Source organism: Pectobacterium actinidiae (assembly GCF_000803315.1).
Lineage (GTDB): Bacteria > Pseudomonadota > Gammaproteobacteria > Enterobacterales > Enterobacteriaceae > Pectobacterium > Pectobacterium actinidiae.
In genome coordinates this window covers 3409228-3423876 of the sequence record NZ_JRMH01000001.1, presented here as the reverse complement: position 1 = coordinate 3423876, position 14649 = coordinate 3409228, and the positions used below count along the sequence as shown (strand labels likewise).

Here is a 14649-nt window from a genome sequence, read left to right as displayed (position 1 = left end):
AATGAGCAATCAACTCAGCCCAAAACCTCCCGTTAACCCGATTGTGATGGGGAAGATTGGGTCGGCATATGGCATCCGAGGTTGGCTCAGAGTGTTTTCATCCACCGAAGATGCCGAGAGCATTTTTGATTATCAACCTTGGTTCATCCAGAGTAAAAGCGGTTGGCAGCTTGTCGAGATTGAAGGCTGGAAGTATCACAATCAGGATCTCATCATCAAAGTGAAAGGTGCTGATGACCGTGATGCGGCTAATTTACTGACCAATTGTGAAATTGTCGTAGATTCGTCACAACTGCCCGATCTGGGCGAAGGTGATTATTACTGGAAGGATCTTATTGGCTGTCAGGTCGTGACCGTAACCGGTTATGAGTTAGGTAAAATCATCGACATGATGGAAACTGGCTCAAACGATGTGATGGTAATAAAGGCCAACCTGAAAGATGCCTTCGGAGTCAAGGAACGGCTGGTTCCGTTCCTCACTGAACAGGTTGTTAAGCGCGTCGACCTTTCTGCTCAAACTATTGAAGTAGATTGGGATCCTGGTTTTTGAACTCTGAATCGACCAGTAGTACCCAGCGGAACGAGACTATGTGGATTGGGGTGATTAGCCTGTTTCCAGAGATGTTCCGGGCAATTACTGATTACGGAGTCACTGGCCGGGCAGTTAAAAATGGCCTGCTGAACGTACAGTATTGGAGTCCTCGCGATTTCACTTACGATCGGCATCGCACCGTGGACGATCGACCTTATGGCGGTGGCCCCGGAATGCTGATGATGGTGCAACCTTTACGGGATGCGATCCACGCAGCAAAAGCAGCGGCAGGCGAAGGCGTGAAAGTGATTTATTTATCACCTCAGGGCCGTAAATTAGATCAGCAAGGCGTACATCAACTCGCTACGAACCAGAAGATGATTCTGGTCTGTGGACGGTACGAAGGGATTGATGAGCGCGTAATTAAAACCGAAATCGATGAAGAATGGTCGATAGGCGATTACGTACTCAGCGGTGGGGAACTGCCAGCGATGACCCTGATTGACTCCGTTGCCCGCTTTATACCGGGCGTTCTGGGGCATCAGGCTTCAGCAGAAGAAGATTCTTTTGCTGATGGATTGCTGGATTGTCCTCATTTTACACGCCCTGAAATACTGGAAGGCATGGACGTTCCGGCAGTGTTACTGTCTGGCAACCATGCGGAAATACGCCGCTGGCGATTGAAGCAGTCGCTGGGCCGAACCTGGCTTAGAAGACCTGAACTTCTGAAAAGCCTAGCTCTGACTGACGAGCAAACAAGGTTGCTGGCTGAATTCCAACGTGAATATCAGTCTGAGCAACAAGAGTATTAGGTGGTTACGCTGGTTTGACCTGGCGAACCCAACTATCAGTTTACCTAGGGTAAGAGACATATTATGAGCAACATTATTAAGCAAATCGAAGACGAACAAATGAAGCAGGACGTACCTGCATTTCGTCCGGGTGATACCGTAGAAGTGAAGGTATGGGTTGTTGAAGGTAGCAAAAAACGTCTGCAGGCATTCGAGGGCGTGGTTATCGCTATTCGTAACCGCGGTCTGCATTCTGCATTCACTGTTCGCAAAATTTCTAACGGCGAAGGCGTGGAGCGTGTATTCCAGACTCACTCTCCAGTTGTTGACAGCATTGCTGTTAAACGTCGTGGTGCCGTGCGTAAAGCCAAACTGTACTACCTGCGTGAGCGTACTGGTAAGTCAGCTCGTATCAAAGAGCGTCTTAACTAAGATAGCGCTTTCGCAACATCCGAAAGTTGTTATTAATAAGGGGTTTAGCCAGAGGCTAAGCCCTTTTTTTATGCCTGATTGCCGCAAAATGTCCACAGAGAATGGCTGTATGGTCGCTCTCTTTCTGAAAATAAGTACTTGGCTTAAAGTTCGAGTCTACATAATGAGCCGTGTTGGCAGTAAAAAGCCCACCATCTTGGTGGGCTTCGCTTTCCCTGGTGCCATCATTATTGTTGGAATTTCAGTACCATGATGACATTAGATGTGGTTATTTTATAAACGTTTATACAGATCAATTTTTCAATATTGATCGGTTACGGCGATCAAAATATTGTGTTGATGCCGTTTTTACTCTGTTCAGAATGGCTTATTCGCGATGACTGTTGGGTACATATGCATATGATCGTTAATGAACTGAATATCTGTAAACCCTGCCTGCTCTAGCTGCGACTGTGTTTTTTGGTGGGTTCGAAACGCTGTCCATGTTGCCCCAATAATACGTGAGAAAAGCACATATTGGAGGGTTAGCAATTTCGGATTGGTGTTTATCCACGGAGAATCTTGGGACAGCGTAGGAGGAGGTGTCATAAAACTGGTTATCAATGTGCCTCCTGGCTTCAGTCCAGAGTAAAAAACGCGGTAAAGTTCGGTGACTTTGTCATCATCTTGCTCGTAAACATTGAGTCCATTGCTGGTAATCACATCTGCCTGTGCTGCCAAATCTATTGTCCAGGCATCCGTAAGCACCAACGAAATCTGGTTTTCTAACCCTTGCTGGCTGGCAAGTTTATAAGCTTCTTCTAGCGCCTGTTTATCCAGATCGATCCCGATTAATTTCACATCTCGATGCCGTGTATAGTCCAGCAGTAGTAAATCGGCCATGACACCGCAAGGGACGGATACCATGACGGCATCTGGGCGCAAAAGTTCTTGAAGCAGGCGTTGGAAAATACCGAATCGTTCGCGCGTCGCCAAAACATTGGGTAACTGGGTGTAGATAATTTCTTCGAGCGAATTAATGTAGTGAGTGGGTCGATGTGCTATCACATTATGTGTCCAGTGCGCATTTAACCCATGATGTTTGAGTAAAAACTGGCCTAACTCGAGGTGGGAAAAAGCATCCAGAAGCGCGAGTTGCTCTTTTACGGAAATGCCGAGATGGTCTCCAGACTCGATAATGTTGTCCTTTACCGCGGTGACTCGTTCATCATGACTTTCCTGTGATGAGGTAGCATGTGATAAGAGTCTTGGGACGTTATTTGGAGACGAGTTACGAGGCTTGCTTGAACCGGACATGTGCGTACTCCATAATGTCAATCGCGATCGTAAATAATAACGTTAACTATCAGTGAGATATGATTTTCTCTATCTCAGTATCAGATTGTTAATAACTTAATGTGACTATTTAATGTGAGTGATAATAGAGGGGAGGTATGTCTGACGTATTTCTGTGTGAGTACAAAAATGAGTGGAATTGTTACCAGATACGATGAGCCATAGCGATTTGCCAGCTAAATTGCTGATGAGTATGGATCATCGTTTTCTCTTCGGGAGGATGTTAAGGCAGGCTCTGCTGCCAGTGAGTTCGCAGTGTCTCCGCATTCTCTACGCCATCGCAGCTAGCGGGAAAGTTTTTCCCTGCTTTTCCCCATTCTTCTATGTTATTTGTATCACAAAAAGCCGACTGTCCGGCCTGATATCCACGTAGATAGGTTTCACGGTCGACCTGAGGATTACCAAACCATTCCTGCAAAGTGCTGTCGTCTTTTACGACCATGCCAGAGATGGCATCCTGATAACCTGTTTCGAACCAGAAGCCTGACTCACTTTTAGCGGGTAGCGATGGGGTGTTGCTTTGGCATGCTGTTATTAAAAGAATTACAGCTAAGGCATAACTGTATTTCATCATCAAACCTTCACTGTTTCGACCATCGGCCTGAAGAAGCATCGCATCAGGCGATGCCCAATTTTTCTTTCAGTAACTTGAGGTAGCGGCGACTGACGGGGATGTGTTTTCCCGTATGCGTCAGTACTTCTGCTGCGCCGTTCTCCATTAACTGGATTTCTTTCAGCTGTTCCGTGTTAACCATGTATTGACGATGGCAACGGACGAAAGGCGTTTTCTCTTCCAGCGTTTTCAATGAAAGCTGGGTATAGCCAGACTGGCTGACGCCCACGACATGCACGCCACTGAGTTCTGAACAAAGATACTCGACTTCTTCAATCTTGAGCAAAAAAATACGATTGTGTCCGTTACAGGGAATATGGCGCAGCAAGGGCTCTGAAATTATCTGTACGTTTTTATTTACACTCACACCACGACGTAAACGATTTAGCGTTTTACTCAGCCGCTGTGCATCTAGTGGTTTAAGCAAATAGTCAAAAGCATGCTCTTCAAATGCCCTCACCGCGTACTCATCATAAGCTGTCACGAAGACGACATAAGGCATATTTTCTGGATCCAACATGGCAACCAGCTCTAATCCGCTGACCTTTGGCATCTGTATATCCAGAAAAATCACATCCGGTTGTAGCCGATGGATAGCTGGTATCGCCTCCAGAGCATTGCTGCATTGTGCAATGATGGTGATATCAGACTCATTTTCCAGTAGCAGGCTGAGTTCTTCACGTGCCAGCTGTTCGTCATCGATGATTATGGCTTTCAGCATTCTTCCCCCTTGTTGGTGTGATTCTATCACTATTCACGTCAGGGATTAGCATGGTTGCGTCGGGAAGTGATAGGGCAGACAGATATCGTTTCTCTGGCAATATTTAGAGTGGTAACTTTTTATTTACACTGAGTGGATTGAAATCTTTACGGTTCGTGTTATGGTGTAAACATCACGCGTAGGCAGGTTGTACAGACAGTAGTCTCTACAGACGATCGCGAACATACCGAACTTTTTTAGGAATGGGATCATGCAAAAAGATTCACTTAACAATATTAATATCAGTGCAGAGCAGGTTTTAATTACTCCCGATGAATTGAAAGCCAAGTTTCCGCTTAACGATGCAGAGCAGCGTGATATTGCGCAAGCGAGGGCAACCATTGCGGATATCATTCATGGTCGTGATGATCGGTTGCTGATCGTCTGTGGGCCTTGCTCGATTCATGATACGGATGCTGCGTTAGAATATGCGCGCCGCCTACAGTCGCTGGCCACTGAACTGAACGATCGCCTCTACATTGTGATGCGCGTTTATTTTGAAAAACCGCGTACCACGGTGGGCTGGAAAGGGCTCATCAACGATCCGTTCATGGATGGTTCATTTGATGTGGAATCTGGGCTACATATTGCGCGTGGGTTGCTATTAGAACTGGTAAATATGGGACTGCCGCTGGCAACGGAAGCGCTTGATCCGAACAGTCCGCAATACCTGGGTGACTTGTTCAGTTGGTCGGCTATCGGCGCACGTACCACGGAATCACAAACGCACCGTGAGATGGCTTCTGGTCTGTCGATGCCTGTTGGGTTCAAAAACGGCACGGATGGCAGTCTGGGAACGGCGATCAATGCGATGAGAGCAGCTGCAATGCCGCATCGCTTTGTGGGTATCAATCAAACGGGTCAGGTTTGTCTGCTGCAAACGCAAGGGAACATTGATGGTCATGTGATTCTGCGCGGCGGTAAAAAGCCAAACTACAGTGCGCAGGATGTTGCCGAATGTGAAAAACAGATGCAGGAAGCGGGACTGAGACCGGCGCTGATGATAGATTGTAGTCACGGTAATTCGAATAAAGACTACCGCCGTCAACCACTTGTTGTTGAATCTGCGATTGAACAAATCAAGGCGGGAAATCGTTCCATTATAGGTTTGATGCTGGAAAGCCACCTTAACGAGGGGAGCCAGTCTTCAGAACAGCCGCGTTCAGATATGCGCTACGGTGTATCGGTCACGGATGCCTGTATCAGTTGGGAAAGTACAGAGGCGTTGCTGCGTTCCGTTCATCAAGAGCTGAGCGCTGCACGAGTGAAACATTCAGGAGAGTAACAAAAGATGGTAGCTGAACTGACCGTATTGCGTGATCAGATAGATGAGGTAGATAAGGAGCTTGTCGCGCTGTTATCACGTCGGTTGCGTTTGGTGGCGGAAGTGGGTGAAGTGAAAAGCCGCCATGGTTTGCCCATTTATGTACCCGATCGTGAAGCGGCCATGCTCAGCTCACGTCGTAAAGAAGCAGAGTCGATGGGGGTTCCGCCGGATCTCATTGAGGATATCCTGCGGCGCACCATGCGTGAGTCTTATACCAGTGAAAACGACAAAGGCTTTAAAACGCTGTGCCCGCAGTTGCGCCCCGTCGTCATCATCGGTGGCCGGGGTCAAATGGGCAACCTGTTTGAGAAAATGCTGACACTGTCGGGCTATCAGGTGAGAATTCTGGAGCAAGATGACTGGCCGCGTGCGGATGAACTGCTGTCTGATGCTGGCATGGTGATTGTTAGCGTGCCGATTCACGTTACTGAACAGGTGATTGCCCGTCTGCCTGCTTTACCAGATGACTGTATTTTGGTTGATTTGGCATCGGTAAAAAATGGCCCGCTGCAGGCGATGCTGGCGGCGCACAGTGGTCCCGTTCTGGGGCTGCACCCCATGTTTGGGCCAGACAGTGGTAGTCTTGCCAAGCAGGTTGTTGTTTATTGTGATGGTCGGCAGCCGGAAGCTTATCAGTGGTTACTGGAACAGATTCAGGTGTGGGGCGCGCGTCTGCATCGTATCAGCGCGGTCGAACACGATCAGAACATGATGTTCATTCAGGCGCTACGCCACTTTGCGACATTCGCGTATGGCCTGCATTTAGCGGAAGAGAATGTGCAGCTTGAACAGCTATTAGCGCTGTCGTCGCCAATCTATCGTCTGGAACTGATCATGGTTGGACGGCTGTTTGCGCAGGATCCGCAGCTTTATGCCGACATTATTATGTCTTCAAAGGATAATCTGGCGTTGATTAAGCGTTACTACAAACGTTTTGGCGAGGCGATTGAACTACTGGAGCAGACGGATAAAGCAGAGTTTATCAACAGGTTCAAGAAGGTCGAACACTGGTTTGGTGACTATGCCAAACGCTTTCAGGCTGAGAGCCGGGTGCTTTTGCGTCAGGCAAACGACATTCGTCAATAAATACGTTTACTATGCTTGGTTGTGCTTAAGAAGCCATCCCGGGATACCAGGATGGCTTTTTCAATTCTTCGTTTACATCGATTATTCGTTCACATCGACGGGGACGACGTTTTCACTCGGGTAGCAGCCCAATACTTTTAACGAGCGGGTTATAGGGGCTAATCCTTTTAGCGCTTTCTGCATAGCATCGCTGCGCAGGTTGGCCTGTACGTCCAGATAGAACATCTCTTCCCACGGGTTACCGTTGATCGGTCTGGATTCCAGCTTGGTCATCACTATGCCGTTATCACGCAGTACCAGCAGGGCTTCCACCAGCGCACCTGACTGTTGACCGGTCGCCATAATTAGCGTGGTTTTTGCCGGAACTTGTTCCGTCACGTCAATGGGCTTACGTGCTAATACAATGAAGCGGGTGATGTTTTGCGACTGGTTGGCCAGATCGTGTTCCAGCATCTGTAGCTGATAAAGTTGGCCACCGGCTTCGCTGCCGAGCGCTGCTGCTTTTGGTGAGTTGAGCGCCGCGACTTTTTCCATTGCCGCAGCCGTGCTTTCACAATATTCAATCTTCCAGTGTGGAAAACGGTTAATGAAATGGCTGCACTGCTGGAACGGTTGCGGGTGGCTGTAAACCGTTTCTATCTGTTCCAATGATGTATCGGTGGCAACTAAAACGCAGTGATTTATCGGGTTGGTTAATTCGCCGACGATGGATAAAGCCGTATGCTGCAGCAGGTCGTAGACGTCGTTAATCGAACCAGAGCTGGTGTTTTCAATCGGCAGAACGGCATAGTCTGCTTGCCCAGTTTCCACCATGTTGAAGATGTCGTGAAATTTCTGGCAACCACATTCAATAAATTGTTCGAAGTGTCGCGCGGCATATTGGCGAGCGGCAAGATGGGAATAAGAGCCCTTCGGACCGAGAAACGCAATCCGTACAGAGTGTGATGTTGTTTGGTTGAGGTGATGCTGCAAGAGTGCCTGCTGCGTTAGTACCGAATCCTCAATGATGAGTTGGAATAAGCGGGTAATATAATGACTATCAAGGTGATGCTTTTTCCCAGCGGCCGTCAGTTTATCCAGTAAATCACGTTCACGCTCTTTATCACGGATTGGGCGATGCGAATGCAATTTGCTGCGGGCAACGTCCAGCGCGAGTTCTCGTCTTTGTGCCAACAATTCAATTAATTGCAGATCCAATGCGCTGATGCGTTCTCGCAGGGCCAGTAATGGGTTGTCTGTCATGATGCTGTTACCTGTCTTATGTTCTTATATAAAAAAAGCCTCCCTGGTTAGGAGGCTTTTTTGTTCGTCTTCGTATTCTTGCTCTTACGACGAATCGCCTCCCAAATCAGGGGAAGGTGAAAAAGAATACGAAGAAGAACAGTTTATTTATCATGTTTACTCGGTTCGTCAGGAAGATATCCAGATTTTGAGTTGGTAAGGTAACTGTTGGCTTTTCATCCTGTCAATACAAAATCGCCGAGCGCAATTTTAAACTAGGGATAGCATTGGCTTTTTAGGGTGCGGATTGCGGGGTTTGGAATGCAAAAACGCGCCCTCAGGCGCGTTATGTTGAGGTAAAGAGAATGAATTACTCTTCTTGAGTTGGCTGGAGATTCGCTTCTTTGACGCTAGCGACCGCGCGCCGGGCTTCACCTTTATGCTGGAGTTTGTCCAACTGGCGTTCGAGCTTGGTAATTAGCTCATTGATAGCGGCATACATATCGTCATGCTTGGCACTGGCAACCAGTGGGCCATTTGGCGTACTGATAGTGGCATCAGCCACAAAACCCTGAGGCTCTTTTGACAGAATGATATGCGGGTTGATCAACTGGGTTTGCCACTTATCCAGCTTAGAAAGACGGTCTTCGACATGTTGACGAATTGCGGGGGTGATATCCATTTGCTTACTGGTAATATTAATAGCCATATAAACTTACCTCTCTGCCTATGTCCGTCTTGGATAATTTCAGCATACAGTGAGTTGCGACAAAAAGCGTGATATTGATCGCTTTTTTTCGTCACTTTTTGTCAAGAAAACGCGATTTGTGAAGCATCATGGGGAATAGGAGGGAAGTCCTTGAGGGGGCATCTGGCCTGTGCCATTATTGATAGGATGTATTGACGTTACCGCGCTGTTGTTGACTCCCGCCGACCCGTTTTTTCTACATCATCGATGTGTAGCCAACCGATCGAACCATAAAAAACGGCAACCGAAGCTGCCGTCTTATTACTGTGTGTTACTTGTCGTTTATGCTGGGTTCGCCGCGATGACTTTGGCGACTTTGTCCGCCTGTGCGGCCAGTTGCAGTTCACGGTAGGCATTTTCCATCAACGGCAACGCCGTTTTCGTTGCCTGGGCATCTGGGTAATCACGTAGCATTTGCTCAACGCGATTAACTACTGCCACATAAGCGCCGCGTTTCGTGTAGTATTGCGCGACAGAAAGTTCATACTTGGCCAGACGCTCTTTGAGGTAAACCAAACGCTTGTTTGCGTCGGTGGCGTATTGGCTATTTGGGTATCCCTGAATGAGCTTACTGAAATCCCGAAATGCGGTGCGAGCATACTGCGGATCGCGATCGGAACGATCAACGCCGAAGAAGCCTTGTAACGCACTATCATCCAACGCCATATCGGTAAGGCCGCGCATGTATAGGACATAATCCACGTTTGGATGGGTCGGGTTGAGTCGCAGGAAGCGGTCAATAGAAGCTTGGGCCAATGGCAGCTCTGCGGATTTGTAATAGGCGTAGATCAAATCCAACTGTACTTGCTGCGAGTAGGGGCCAAAGGGATACCGGTTATCCAGTGCTTCCAACTGCGTGATGGCTGCTTTAAAGTTGCCGTCTTGCAGTTTTTGTTGAGCATTGGCATAGATTTCAGATGGCGGACTATCAGGAACCGCATCTTTGGAATTGCTGGAGCAACCAGCCAGCGCCAGGCTCAACGTGGCAGCAGCCACCAGATATTTCATACGCGTCATGACGTTTTGATTATCCTCAGAATGTTATTCCGGGAGACTGTCCGTGAAGCTCCCGATTTAGACCAGCTACAATAGTACATTATTTTAAACGGCGTCGCCGTCAAAACCCAACGTTAACGAAGAAGCTGCATAATATGGCACAACAAGTACAACTCACCGCAACGGTGGCCGAATCTCAACTCGGACAACGTTTAGATCAGGCTTTGGCCGAATTGTTCCCTGATTATTCACGATCCCGCATAAAAGAGTGGATTCTTGAGAATCGAGTACAGATTAACGGCAATGTCACCAATAAGCCAAAAGAGAAAGTACTTGGCGGCGAATCGGTAGCTATTGATGCATTGATTGAAGAAGAAGCACGCTGGGAAGCACAGGATATCAAGCTGGATATCGTGTACGAAGATCAGGATATTCTGGTCATCAATAAACCCAGAGATCTGGTGGTTCACCCCGGTGCGGGTAACCCGGATGGCACGGTATTGAATGCCTTGTTACATCATTATCCTGAGATTGCCGATGTGCCCCGTGCCGGGATTGTGCACCGGCTTGATAAAGATACGACTGGGCTCATGGTGGTTGCGAAAACCGTACCCGCACAGACGCGTTTAGTTGAGGCGCTACAGGCTCGTGAAATTACGCGTGAATATGAAGCCGTTGCGATTGGTTCGATGACAGCGGGTGGCATGGTCGAGCAACCTATCGCGCGCCACGCAACCAAACGTACTCATATGGCTGTGCACCCAATGGGTAAGCCTGCCGTGACACATTATCGCATCATGGAACATTTCCGAGCACATACTCGTTTGCGGTTACGTTTGGAAACGGGACGTACCCATCAGATTCGCGTACACATGGCGCACATTAATCATCCTCTGGTTGGCGATCAGCTTTACGGTGGCCGTCCTCGCCCGCCAAAAGGCGCGTCGGAGGATTTCATTGAAACGCTTCGTGGGTTCGATCGTCAGGCACTGCATGCCACCATGTTGCGTTTCTACCATCCTATTACTGGCATTCACATGGAATGGCATGCGGAATTGCCACAGGATATGGTCGATCTGATTGATGCGCTGAAAGCGGATACCGAAGCGTTTAAGGATCAGCTCGACTGGTAATATATTCAATACGATAAGTGCCGATTTATAGAGGTGACGGACTATGCTGATATACCCCGACTGGCCTTTGCCAGAAAGTGTGAAATCTTGTAGTACGACGCGTATTGGCGGGTGTAGTCGTGCACCTTATGATTCGCTGAATATGGGGAATCATGTGGGCGATGAGCCCGCACACGTTACCGCAAATCGGCAAACGCTGGTGGAGATGGCCAGCCTTCCTGCTATGCCGTATTGGTTGGAACAGGTTCATGGCACCGATGTGATTCGTATTGGTGGTGCATCCCCAACGTCTGTTTGCGGTGATGCTGCTTATACCGATAAGAAAGGAAAAGTCTGTGCGGTGATGACGGCTGACTGTTTGCCCGTGCTTTTGTGTGCAATCAACGGCGACGAAGTTGCTGCCGCCCATGCTGGCTGGCGCGGGCTGCACGCAGGGGTGTTGGAAGAGACGTTAGCCTGTTTTCGTGCACAACCCGAGCAAATTATGGCGTGGTTGGGGCCCGCTATCGGGCCTGATGCCTTTGAGGTCGGTCCTGAAGTTCGGGACGCATTTATTCAGCATGACATGGCTGCGGCCTCTGCATTTCGGCCAGAAGGAAATAAATTTTTTGCCGATATCTACCAACTGGCAAGTCTGCGTTTGCGTGCCGCAGGGGTAACGCAAATTTTTGGTGGAAATACCTGTACTGTGAGTGAACCTCATAAATTTTTCTCTTATCGGCGTGATGGTGTGACTGGCCGTATGGCAAGTTTAATCTGGCTGATATAGCCTATTGAATTAAGACGATCCAAGACAAGTAACGTTTAAATCCTGTCACGACTGGCAAAATAACCTTGAAATTTTTGAGGGATGACCTCATTTAATCTCCAGTAGCAATTTTGACCAGTGTACGGGAGGTGTTATGCGTCTGGATCGTCTTACCAACAAATTCCAACTTGCTCTTGCTGATGCCCAGTCTCTTGCCCTTGGGCGCGACCACCAGTTTATTGAACCACTTCATTTGATGAGCGCTTTGCTTCATCAGGATGGTGGAACTGTTGGTCCACTTCTGACTGTTGCCGGAGCCAATCTTAACCACCTGAAAACCGAAATCGACCAGGCAATCACGCGTTTGCCTCAGGTTGAAGGCACTGATGGGGATGTCCAACCTTCGAACGAATTAGTCCGCGCATTGAATATGTGCGACAAACTGGCGCAAAAGCGCGGCGATACCTTTATTTCCTCGGAACTTTTCGTGCTTGCTGCTTTAGAGTCTCGCGGTACGCTGGGGGAGATATTGAAAAAGGCGGGCGTCACGCAGCAAGTTGTCACAAACGCTATCGATCAGGTGAGAGGAGGCGAGCAAGTGAACGATCAGGGGGCTGAAGATCAGCGCCAGGCATTAAAGAAATTCACGATTGACCTCACGGAACGTGCGGAACAAGGCAAACTCGACCCAGTAATTGGGCGCGATGAAGAAATTCGCCGCACTATTCAGGTCCTACAACGTCGAACCAAAAATAACCCGGTATTAATCGGTGAGCCTGGTGTGGGTAAAACCGCGATTGTGGAAGGGTTAGCTCAGCGCATCGTTAATGGCGAAGTGCCCGAAGGCCTGAAAAACAAGCGCGTACTTTCACTGGATATGGGCGCGCTAGTGGCTGGTGCGAAATATCGTGGCGAGTTTGAAGAGCGTTTGAAAGGCGTGCTCAACGATCTGTCTAAGCAGGAAGGTAACGTCATTCTGTTTATTGATGAACTTCATACTATGGTAGGAGCAGGTAAAGCCGATGGCGCGATGGATGCCGGCAATATGCTAAAGCCTGCGCTGGCTCGTGGTGAGTTGCATTGCGTCGGGGCGACAACGCTTGATGAGTATCGGCAATATATTGAAAAAGATGCGGCCCTTGAGCGTCGTTTCCAGAAAGTGTTTGTCGCTGAACCGACCGTTGAAGACACAATTGCGATTCTGCGTGGGCTGAAAGAGCGCTATGAATTGCACCATCATGTACAAATTACTGACCCCGCGATTGTTGCGGCAGCCATGCTCTCTCATCGCTATATCGCGGATCGCCAATTGCCGGATAAAGCGATTGACCTGATTGACGAGGCGGCATCCAGTATTCGTATTCAAATTGATTCGAAACCAGAGCCCCTCGATCGGCTTGAACGCCGAATCATCCAGTTAAAGCTGGAGCATCAGGCGCTGAAAAAAGAATCTGATGAAGCCAGCCAAAAGCGGCTTGAATTGCTGAGCGCGGAACTTGACCAGAAAGAGCGTGAATATTCCCAACAAGAGGAAGAGTGGAAAGCAGAAAAAGCGTCACTCACGGGAACACAGAATATCAAAGCGTCTTTAGAACAGGCGAAAATTGCGCTGGAACAGGCTCGCCGTCAGGGCGATCTTGGCAGAATGTCTGAGCTGCAATACGGCAAAATTCCTGAGCTAGAGAAACAACTGGCAGCAGCGACGCAGCAGGAAGGGAAAACGATGCATTTGCTGGCGTAATCGTGTAACGGATGTCGAAATCGCTGATGTGCTGGCGCGTTGGACTGGGATTCCTGTTTCTCGCATGTTGGAAAGTGAGAAAGAAAAACTATTACGCATGGAAGATGAATTGCACCAGCGAGTGATCGGGCAGAACGAAGCTGTTGAAGCGGTAGCGAATTCTATCCGTCGTAGTCGAGCAGGGTTATCCGACCCGAATCGTCCTATTGGCTCGTTCCTGTTCCTTGGACCAACAGGCGTTGGGAAAACTGAACTCTGCAAAACGCTGGCGACTTTCCTCTTCGACAGTGACGACGCGATGGTGCGTATCGATATGTCTGAGTTTATGGAGAAACATTCAGTTTCACGTTTGGTCGGTGCGCCTCCTGGCTATGTCGGTTACGAAGAAGGGGGATATCTGACGGAAGCGGTACGCCGTCGTCCTTATTCGGTCATTTTGTTGGACGAGATCGAAAAGGCACACCCTGATGTATTTAATATCTTGCTTCAGGTATTAGATGATGGCCGCCTTACTGATGGGCAGGGCAGAACGGTCGACTTCCGTAATACTGTGGTCATCATGACGTCAAACTTGGGATCTGACCTTATTCAGGAACGTTTTGGTGAGCGCAGCTATACCGAAATGAGAGATATGGTGCTTGAAGTCGTTAGCCACAGCTTCCGCCCCGAGTTTATCAACCGTATCGATGAAGTCGTGGTATTCCATCCACTGGGAAGGACACATATTACGTCTATCGCACAAATCCAGCTCCAGAGACTGTACAAGCGTCTTGAAGAGCGTGGATATAGCGTCACGATTACGGCGGCTGCTTTAGATATGCTAGGGGAAGTCGGGTTTGATCCTGTTTATGGTGCACGTCCGCTCAAAAGAGCAATACAGCAACTGATAGAGAACCCACTCGCCCAGCAGATACTGGGGGGGAAATTGATACCCGGTAAACCGATCACATTAGATGTTGAAGGCGAACAGATAGTCGCACGACAAGATTAATGTCATTGGAACGGTAAGTAATAACAGGGGACATCTGCCAATTGATGTCCCCTGTTTCATGTGTTGAGCTCAGCTTATATTCATTTTCTGTATGGTAAGTGTGCTAAATTCTGTTTTTTGACTTGTTTTTGAACGGTTGGAAAATAATTTGCATTTAGCGCTTGTCGGATGCCAATAAGTCCCTATAATGCGCAT

At 48.5% G+C, this 14649-nt stretch carries 13 protein-coding genes, 1 pseudogene and 1 other annotated feature; of the genes and pseudogenes, 8 read left to right on the top strand and 6 right to left on the bottom strand.

Going from position 1 to position 14649, the window contains the following annotated elements:
- Window position 1: 1 nt before the first annotated feature.
- From rimM to rplS, 3 genes are all read left to right on the top strand, one after another.
- Window positions 2-550, top strand: a complete 549-nt coding sequence (rimM, locus tag KKH3_RS14725) for a ribosome maturation factor RimM (protein WP_010308358.1) — start codon at window positions 2-4, stop codon at window positions 548-550.
- Window positions 551-588: 38 nt separating this feature from the next.
- On the top strand, window positions 589-1344 hold the full coding sequence (gene trmD, locus KKH3_RS14720) for a tRNA (guanosine(37)-N1)-methyltransferase TrmD (protein WP_039360953.1): 756 nt from the start codon (window positions 589-591) through the stop codon (window positions 1342-1344).
- Window positions 1345-1407: 63 nt separating this feature from the next.
- Complete coding sequence (gene rplS, locus KKH3_RS14715) at window positions 1408-1755, top strand: 50S ribosomal protein L19 (protein ID WP_010285987.1); 348 nt, start codon at window positions 1408-1410, stop codon at window positions 1753-1755.
- A 357-nt stretch (window positions 1756-2112) separates the two neighbouring features.
- Here rplS and KKH3_RS14710 read toward each other — a convergent pair whose 3' ends face one another.
- The 3 genes from KKH3_RS14710 to btsR form a co-directional block, all read right to left on the bottom strand.
- Window positions 2113-3051: a class I SAM-dependent methyltransferase gene (locus tag KKH3_RS14710; protein WP_039360949.1), complete on the bottom strand. Its 939-nt coding sequence runs from the start codon at window positions 3049-3051 to the stop codon at window positions 2113-2115.
- Window positions 3052-3313: 262 nt separating this feature from the next.
- Window positions 3314-3661, bottom strand: coding sequence for a DUF2799 domain-containing protein (locus tag KKH3_RS14705; protein WP_039362478.1), 348 nt, complete (start codon window positions 3659-3661; stop codon window positions 3314-3316).
- 46 nt (window positions 3662-3707) lie between these two features.
- Window positions 3708-4424 (bottom strand): two-component system response regulator BtsR, encoded by a 717-nt coding sequence (gene btsR, locus KKH3_RS14700; protein ID WP_010306189.1) that lies wholly within the window; start codon window positions 4422-4424, stop codon window positions 3708-3710.
- 250 nt (window positions 4425-4674) lie between these two features.
- On the opposite strand from btsR, the gene KKH3_RS14695 reads away from it, so the two are divergent.
- Both KKH3_RS14695 and tyrA read left to right on the top strand, forming a co-directional pair.
- Window positions 4675-5748, top strand: a complete 1074-nt coding sequence (locus KKH3_RS14695) for a 3-deoxy-7-phosphoheptulonate synthase (RefSeq protein WP_039360946.1) — start codon at window positions 4675-4677, stop codon at window positions 5746-5748.
- 6 nt (window positions 5749-5754) lie between these two features.
- Window positions 5755-6876, top strand: coding sequence for a bifunctional chorismate mutase/prephenate dehydrogenase (gene tyrA / locus KKH3_RS14690; protein ID WP_039360943.1), 1122 nt, complete (start codon window positions 5755-5757; stop codon window positions 6874-6876).
- Window positions 6877-6957: 81 nt separating this feature from the next.
- Here the strand turns inward: tyrA and pheA are convergent, their stop codons facing one another.
- From pheA to bamD, 3 genes are all read right to left on the bottom strand, one after another.
- Entirely contained in the window at window positions 6958-8118 is a 1161-nt protein-coding gene (gene pheA, locus KKH3_RS14685) for a bifunctional chorismate mutase/prephenate dehydratase (RefSeq protein ID WP_039360940.1), read from the bottom strand.
- Window positions 8119-8146: 28 nt separating this feature from the next.
- Window positions 8147-8273: a sequence feature (Phe leader region), on the bottom strand.
- 194 nt (window positions 8274-8467) lie between these two features.
- Window positions 8468-8806, bottom strand: a complete 339-nt coding sequence (raiA, locus tag KKH3_RS14680) for a ribosome-associated translation inhibitor RaiA (protein WP_039360937.1) — start codon at window positions 8804-8806, stop codon at window positions 8468-8470.
- A 321-nt stretch (window positions 8807-9127) separates the two neighbouring features.
- Window positions 9128-9862: an outer membrane protein assembly factor BamD gene (gene bamD / locus KKH3_RS14675; RefSeq protein ID WP_039360935.1), complete on the bottom strand. Its 735-nt coding sequence runs from the start codon at window positions 9860-9862 to the stop codon at window positions 9128-9130.
- A gap of 134 nt (window positions 9863-9996) precedes the next feature.
- On the opposite strand from bamD, the gene rluD reads away from it, so the two are divergent.
- The 3 genes and pseudogenes from rluD (at window position 9997) to clpB (ending at window position 14454) form a co-directional block, all read left to right on the top strand.
- Entirely contained in the window at window positions 9997-10974 is a 978-nt protein-coding gene (gene rluD / locus KKH3_RS14670) for a 23S rRNA pseudouridine(1911/1915/1917) synthase RluD (protein WP_039360932.1), read from the top strand.
- 43 nt (window positions 10975-11017) lie between these two features.
- The gene (gene yfiH, locus KKH3_RS14665; RefSeq protein WP_039360929.1) at window positions 11018-11743 is read left to right on the top strand and encodes a purine nucleoside phosphorylase YfiH; all 726 of its coding nucleotides are present in this window, start codon (window positions 11018-11020) and stop codon (window positions 11741-11743) included.
- A gap of 133 nt (window positions 11744-11876) precedes the next feature.
- Window positions 11877-14454, top strand: a pseudogene (gene clpB / locus KKH3_RS14660) (ATP-dependent chaperone ClpB).
- The last annotated feature ends 195 nt before the right edge of the window (window positions 14455-14649 follow it).

Excerpts from the sequence above, each read along its gene's own strand:
- rimM (WP_010308358.1), top strand. The coding sequence starts at position 2 with ATGAGCAATCAACTCAGCCCAAAACCTCCCGTTAACCCGATTGTGATG.
- trmD (WP_039360953.1), top strand. The coding sequence starts at position 589 with ATGTGGATTGGGGTGATTAGCCTGTTTCCAGAGATGTTCCGGGCAATT.
- rplS (WP_010285987.1), top strand. The coding sequence starts at position 1,408 with ATGAGCAACATTATTAAGCAAATCGAAGACGAACAAATGAAGCAGGAC.
- KKH3_RS14710 (WP_039360949.1), bottom strand. The coding sequence starts at position 3,051 with ATGTCCGGTTCAAGCAAGCCTCGTAACTCGTCTCCAAATAACGTCCCA.
- KKH3_RS14705 (WP_039362478.1), bottom strand. The coding sequence starts at position 3,661 with ATGAAATACAGTTATGCCTTAGCTGTAATTCTTTTAATAACAGCATGC.
- btsR (WP_010306189.1), bottom strand. The coding sequence starts at position 4,424 with ATGCTGAAAGCCATAATCATCGATGACGAACAGCTGGCACGTGAAGAA.
- KKH3_RS14695 (WP_039360946.1), top strand. The coding sequence starts at position 4,675 with ATGCAAAAAGATTCACTTAACAATATTAATATCAGTGCAGAGCAGGTT.
- tyrA (WP_039360943.1), top strand. The coding sequence starts at position 5,755 with ATGGTAGCTGAACTGACCGTATTGCGTGATCAGATAGATGAGGTAGAT.
- pheA (WP_039360940.1), bottom strand. The coding sequence starts at position 8,118 with ATGACAGACAACCCATTACTGGCCCTGCGAGAACGCATCAGCGCATTG.
- raiA (WP_039360937.1), bottom strand. The coding sequence starts at position 8,806 with ATGGCTATTAATATTACCAGTAAGCAAATGGATATCACCCCCGCAATT.
- bamD (WP_039360935.1), bottom strand. The coding sequence starts at position 9,862 with ATGACGCGTATGAAATATCTGGTGGCTGCTGCCACGTTGAGCCTGGCG.
- rluD (WP_039360932.1), top strand. The coding sequence starts at position 9,997 with ATGGCACAACAAGTACAACTCACCGCAACGGTGGCCGAATCTCAACTC.
- yfiH (WP_039360929.1), top strand. The coding sequence starts at position 11,018 with ATGCTGATATACCCCGACTGGCCTTTGCCAGAAAGTGTGAAATCTTGT.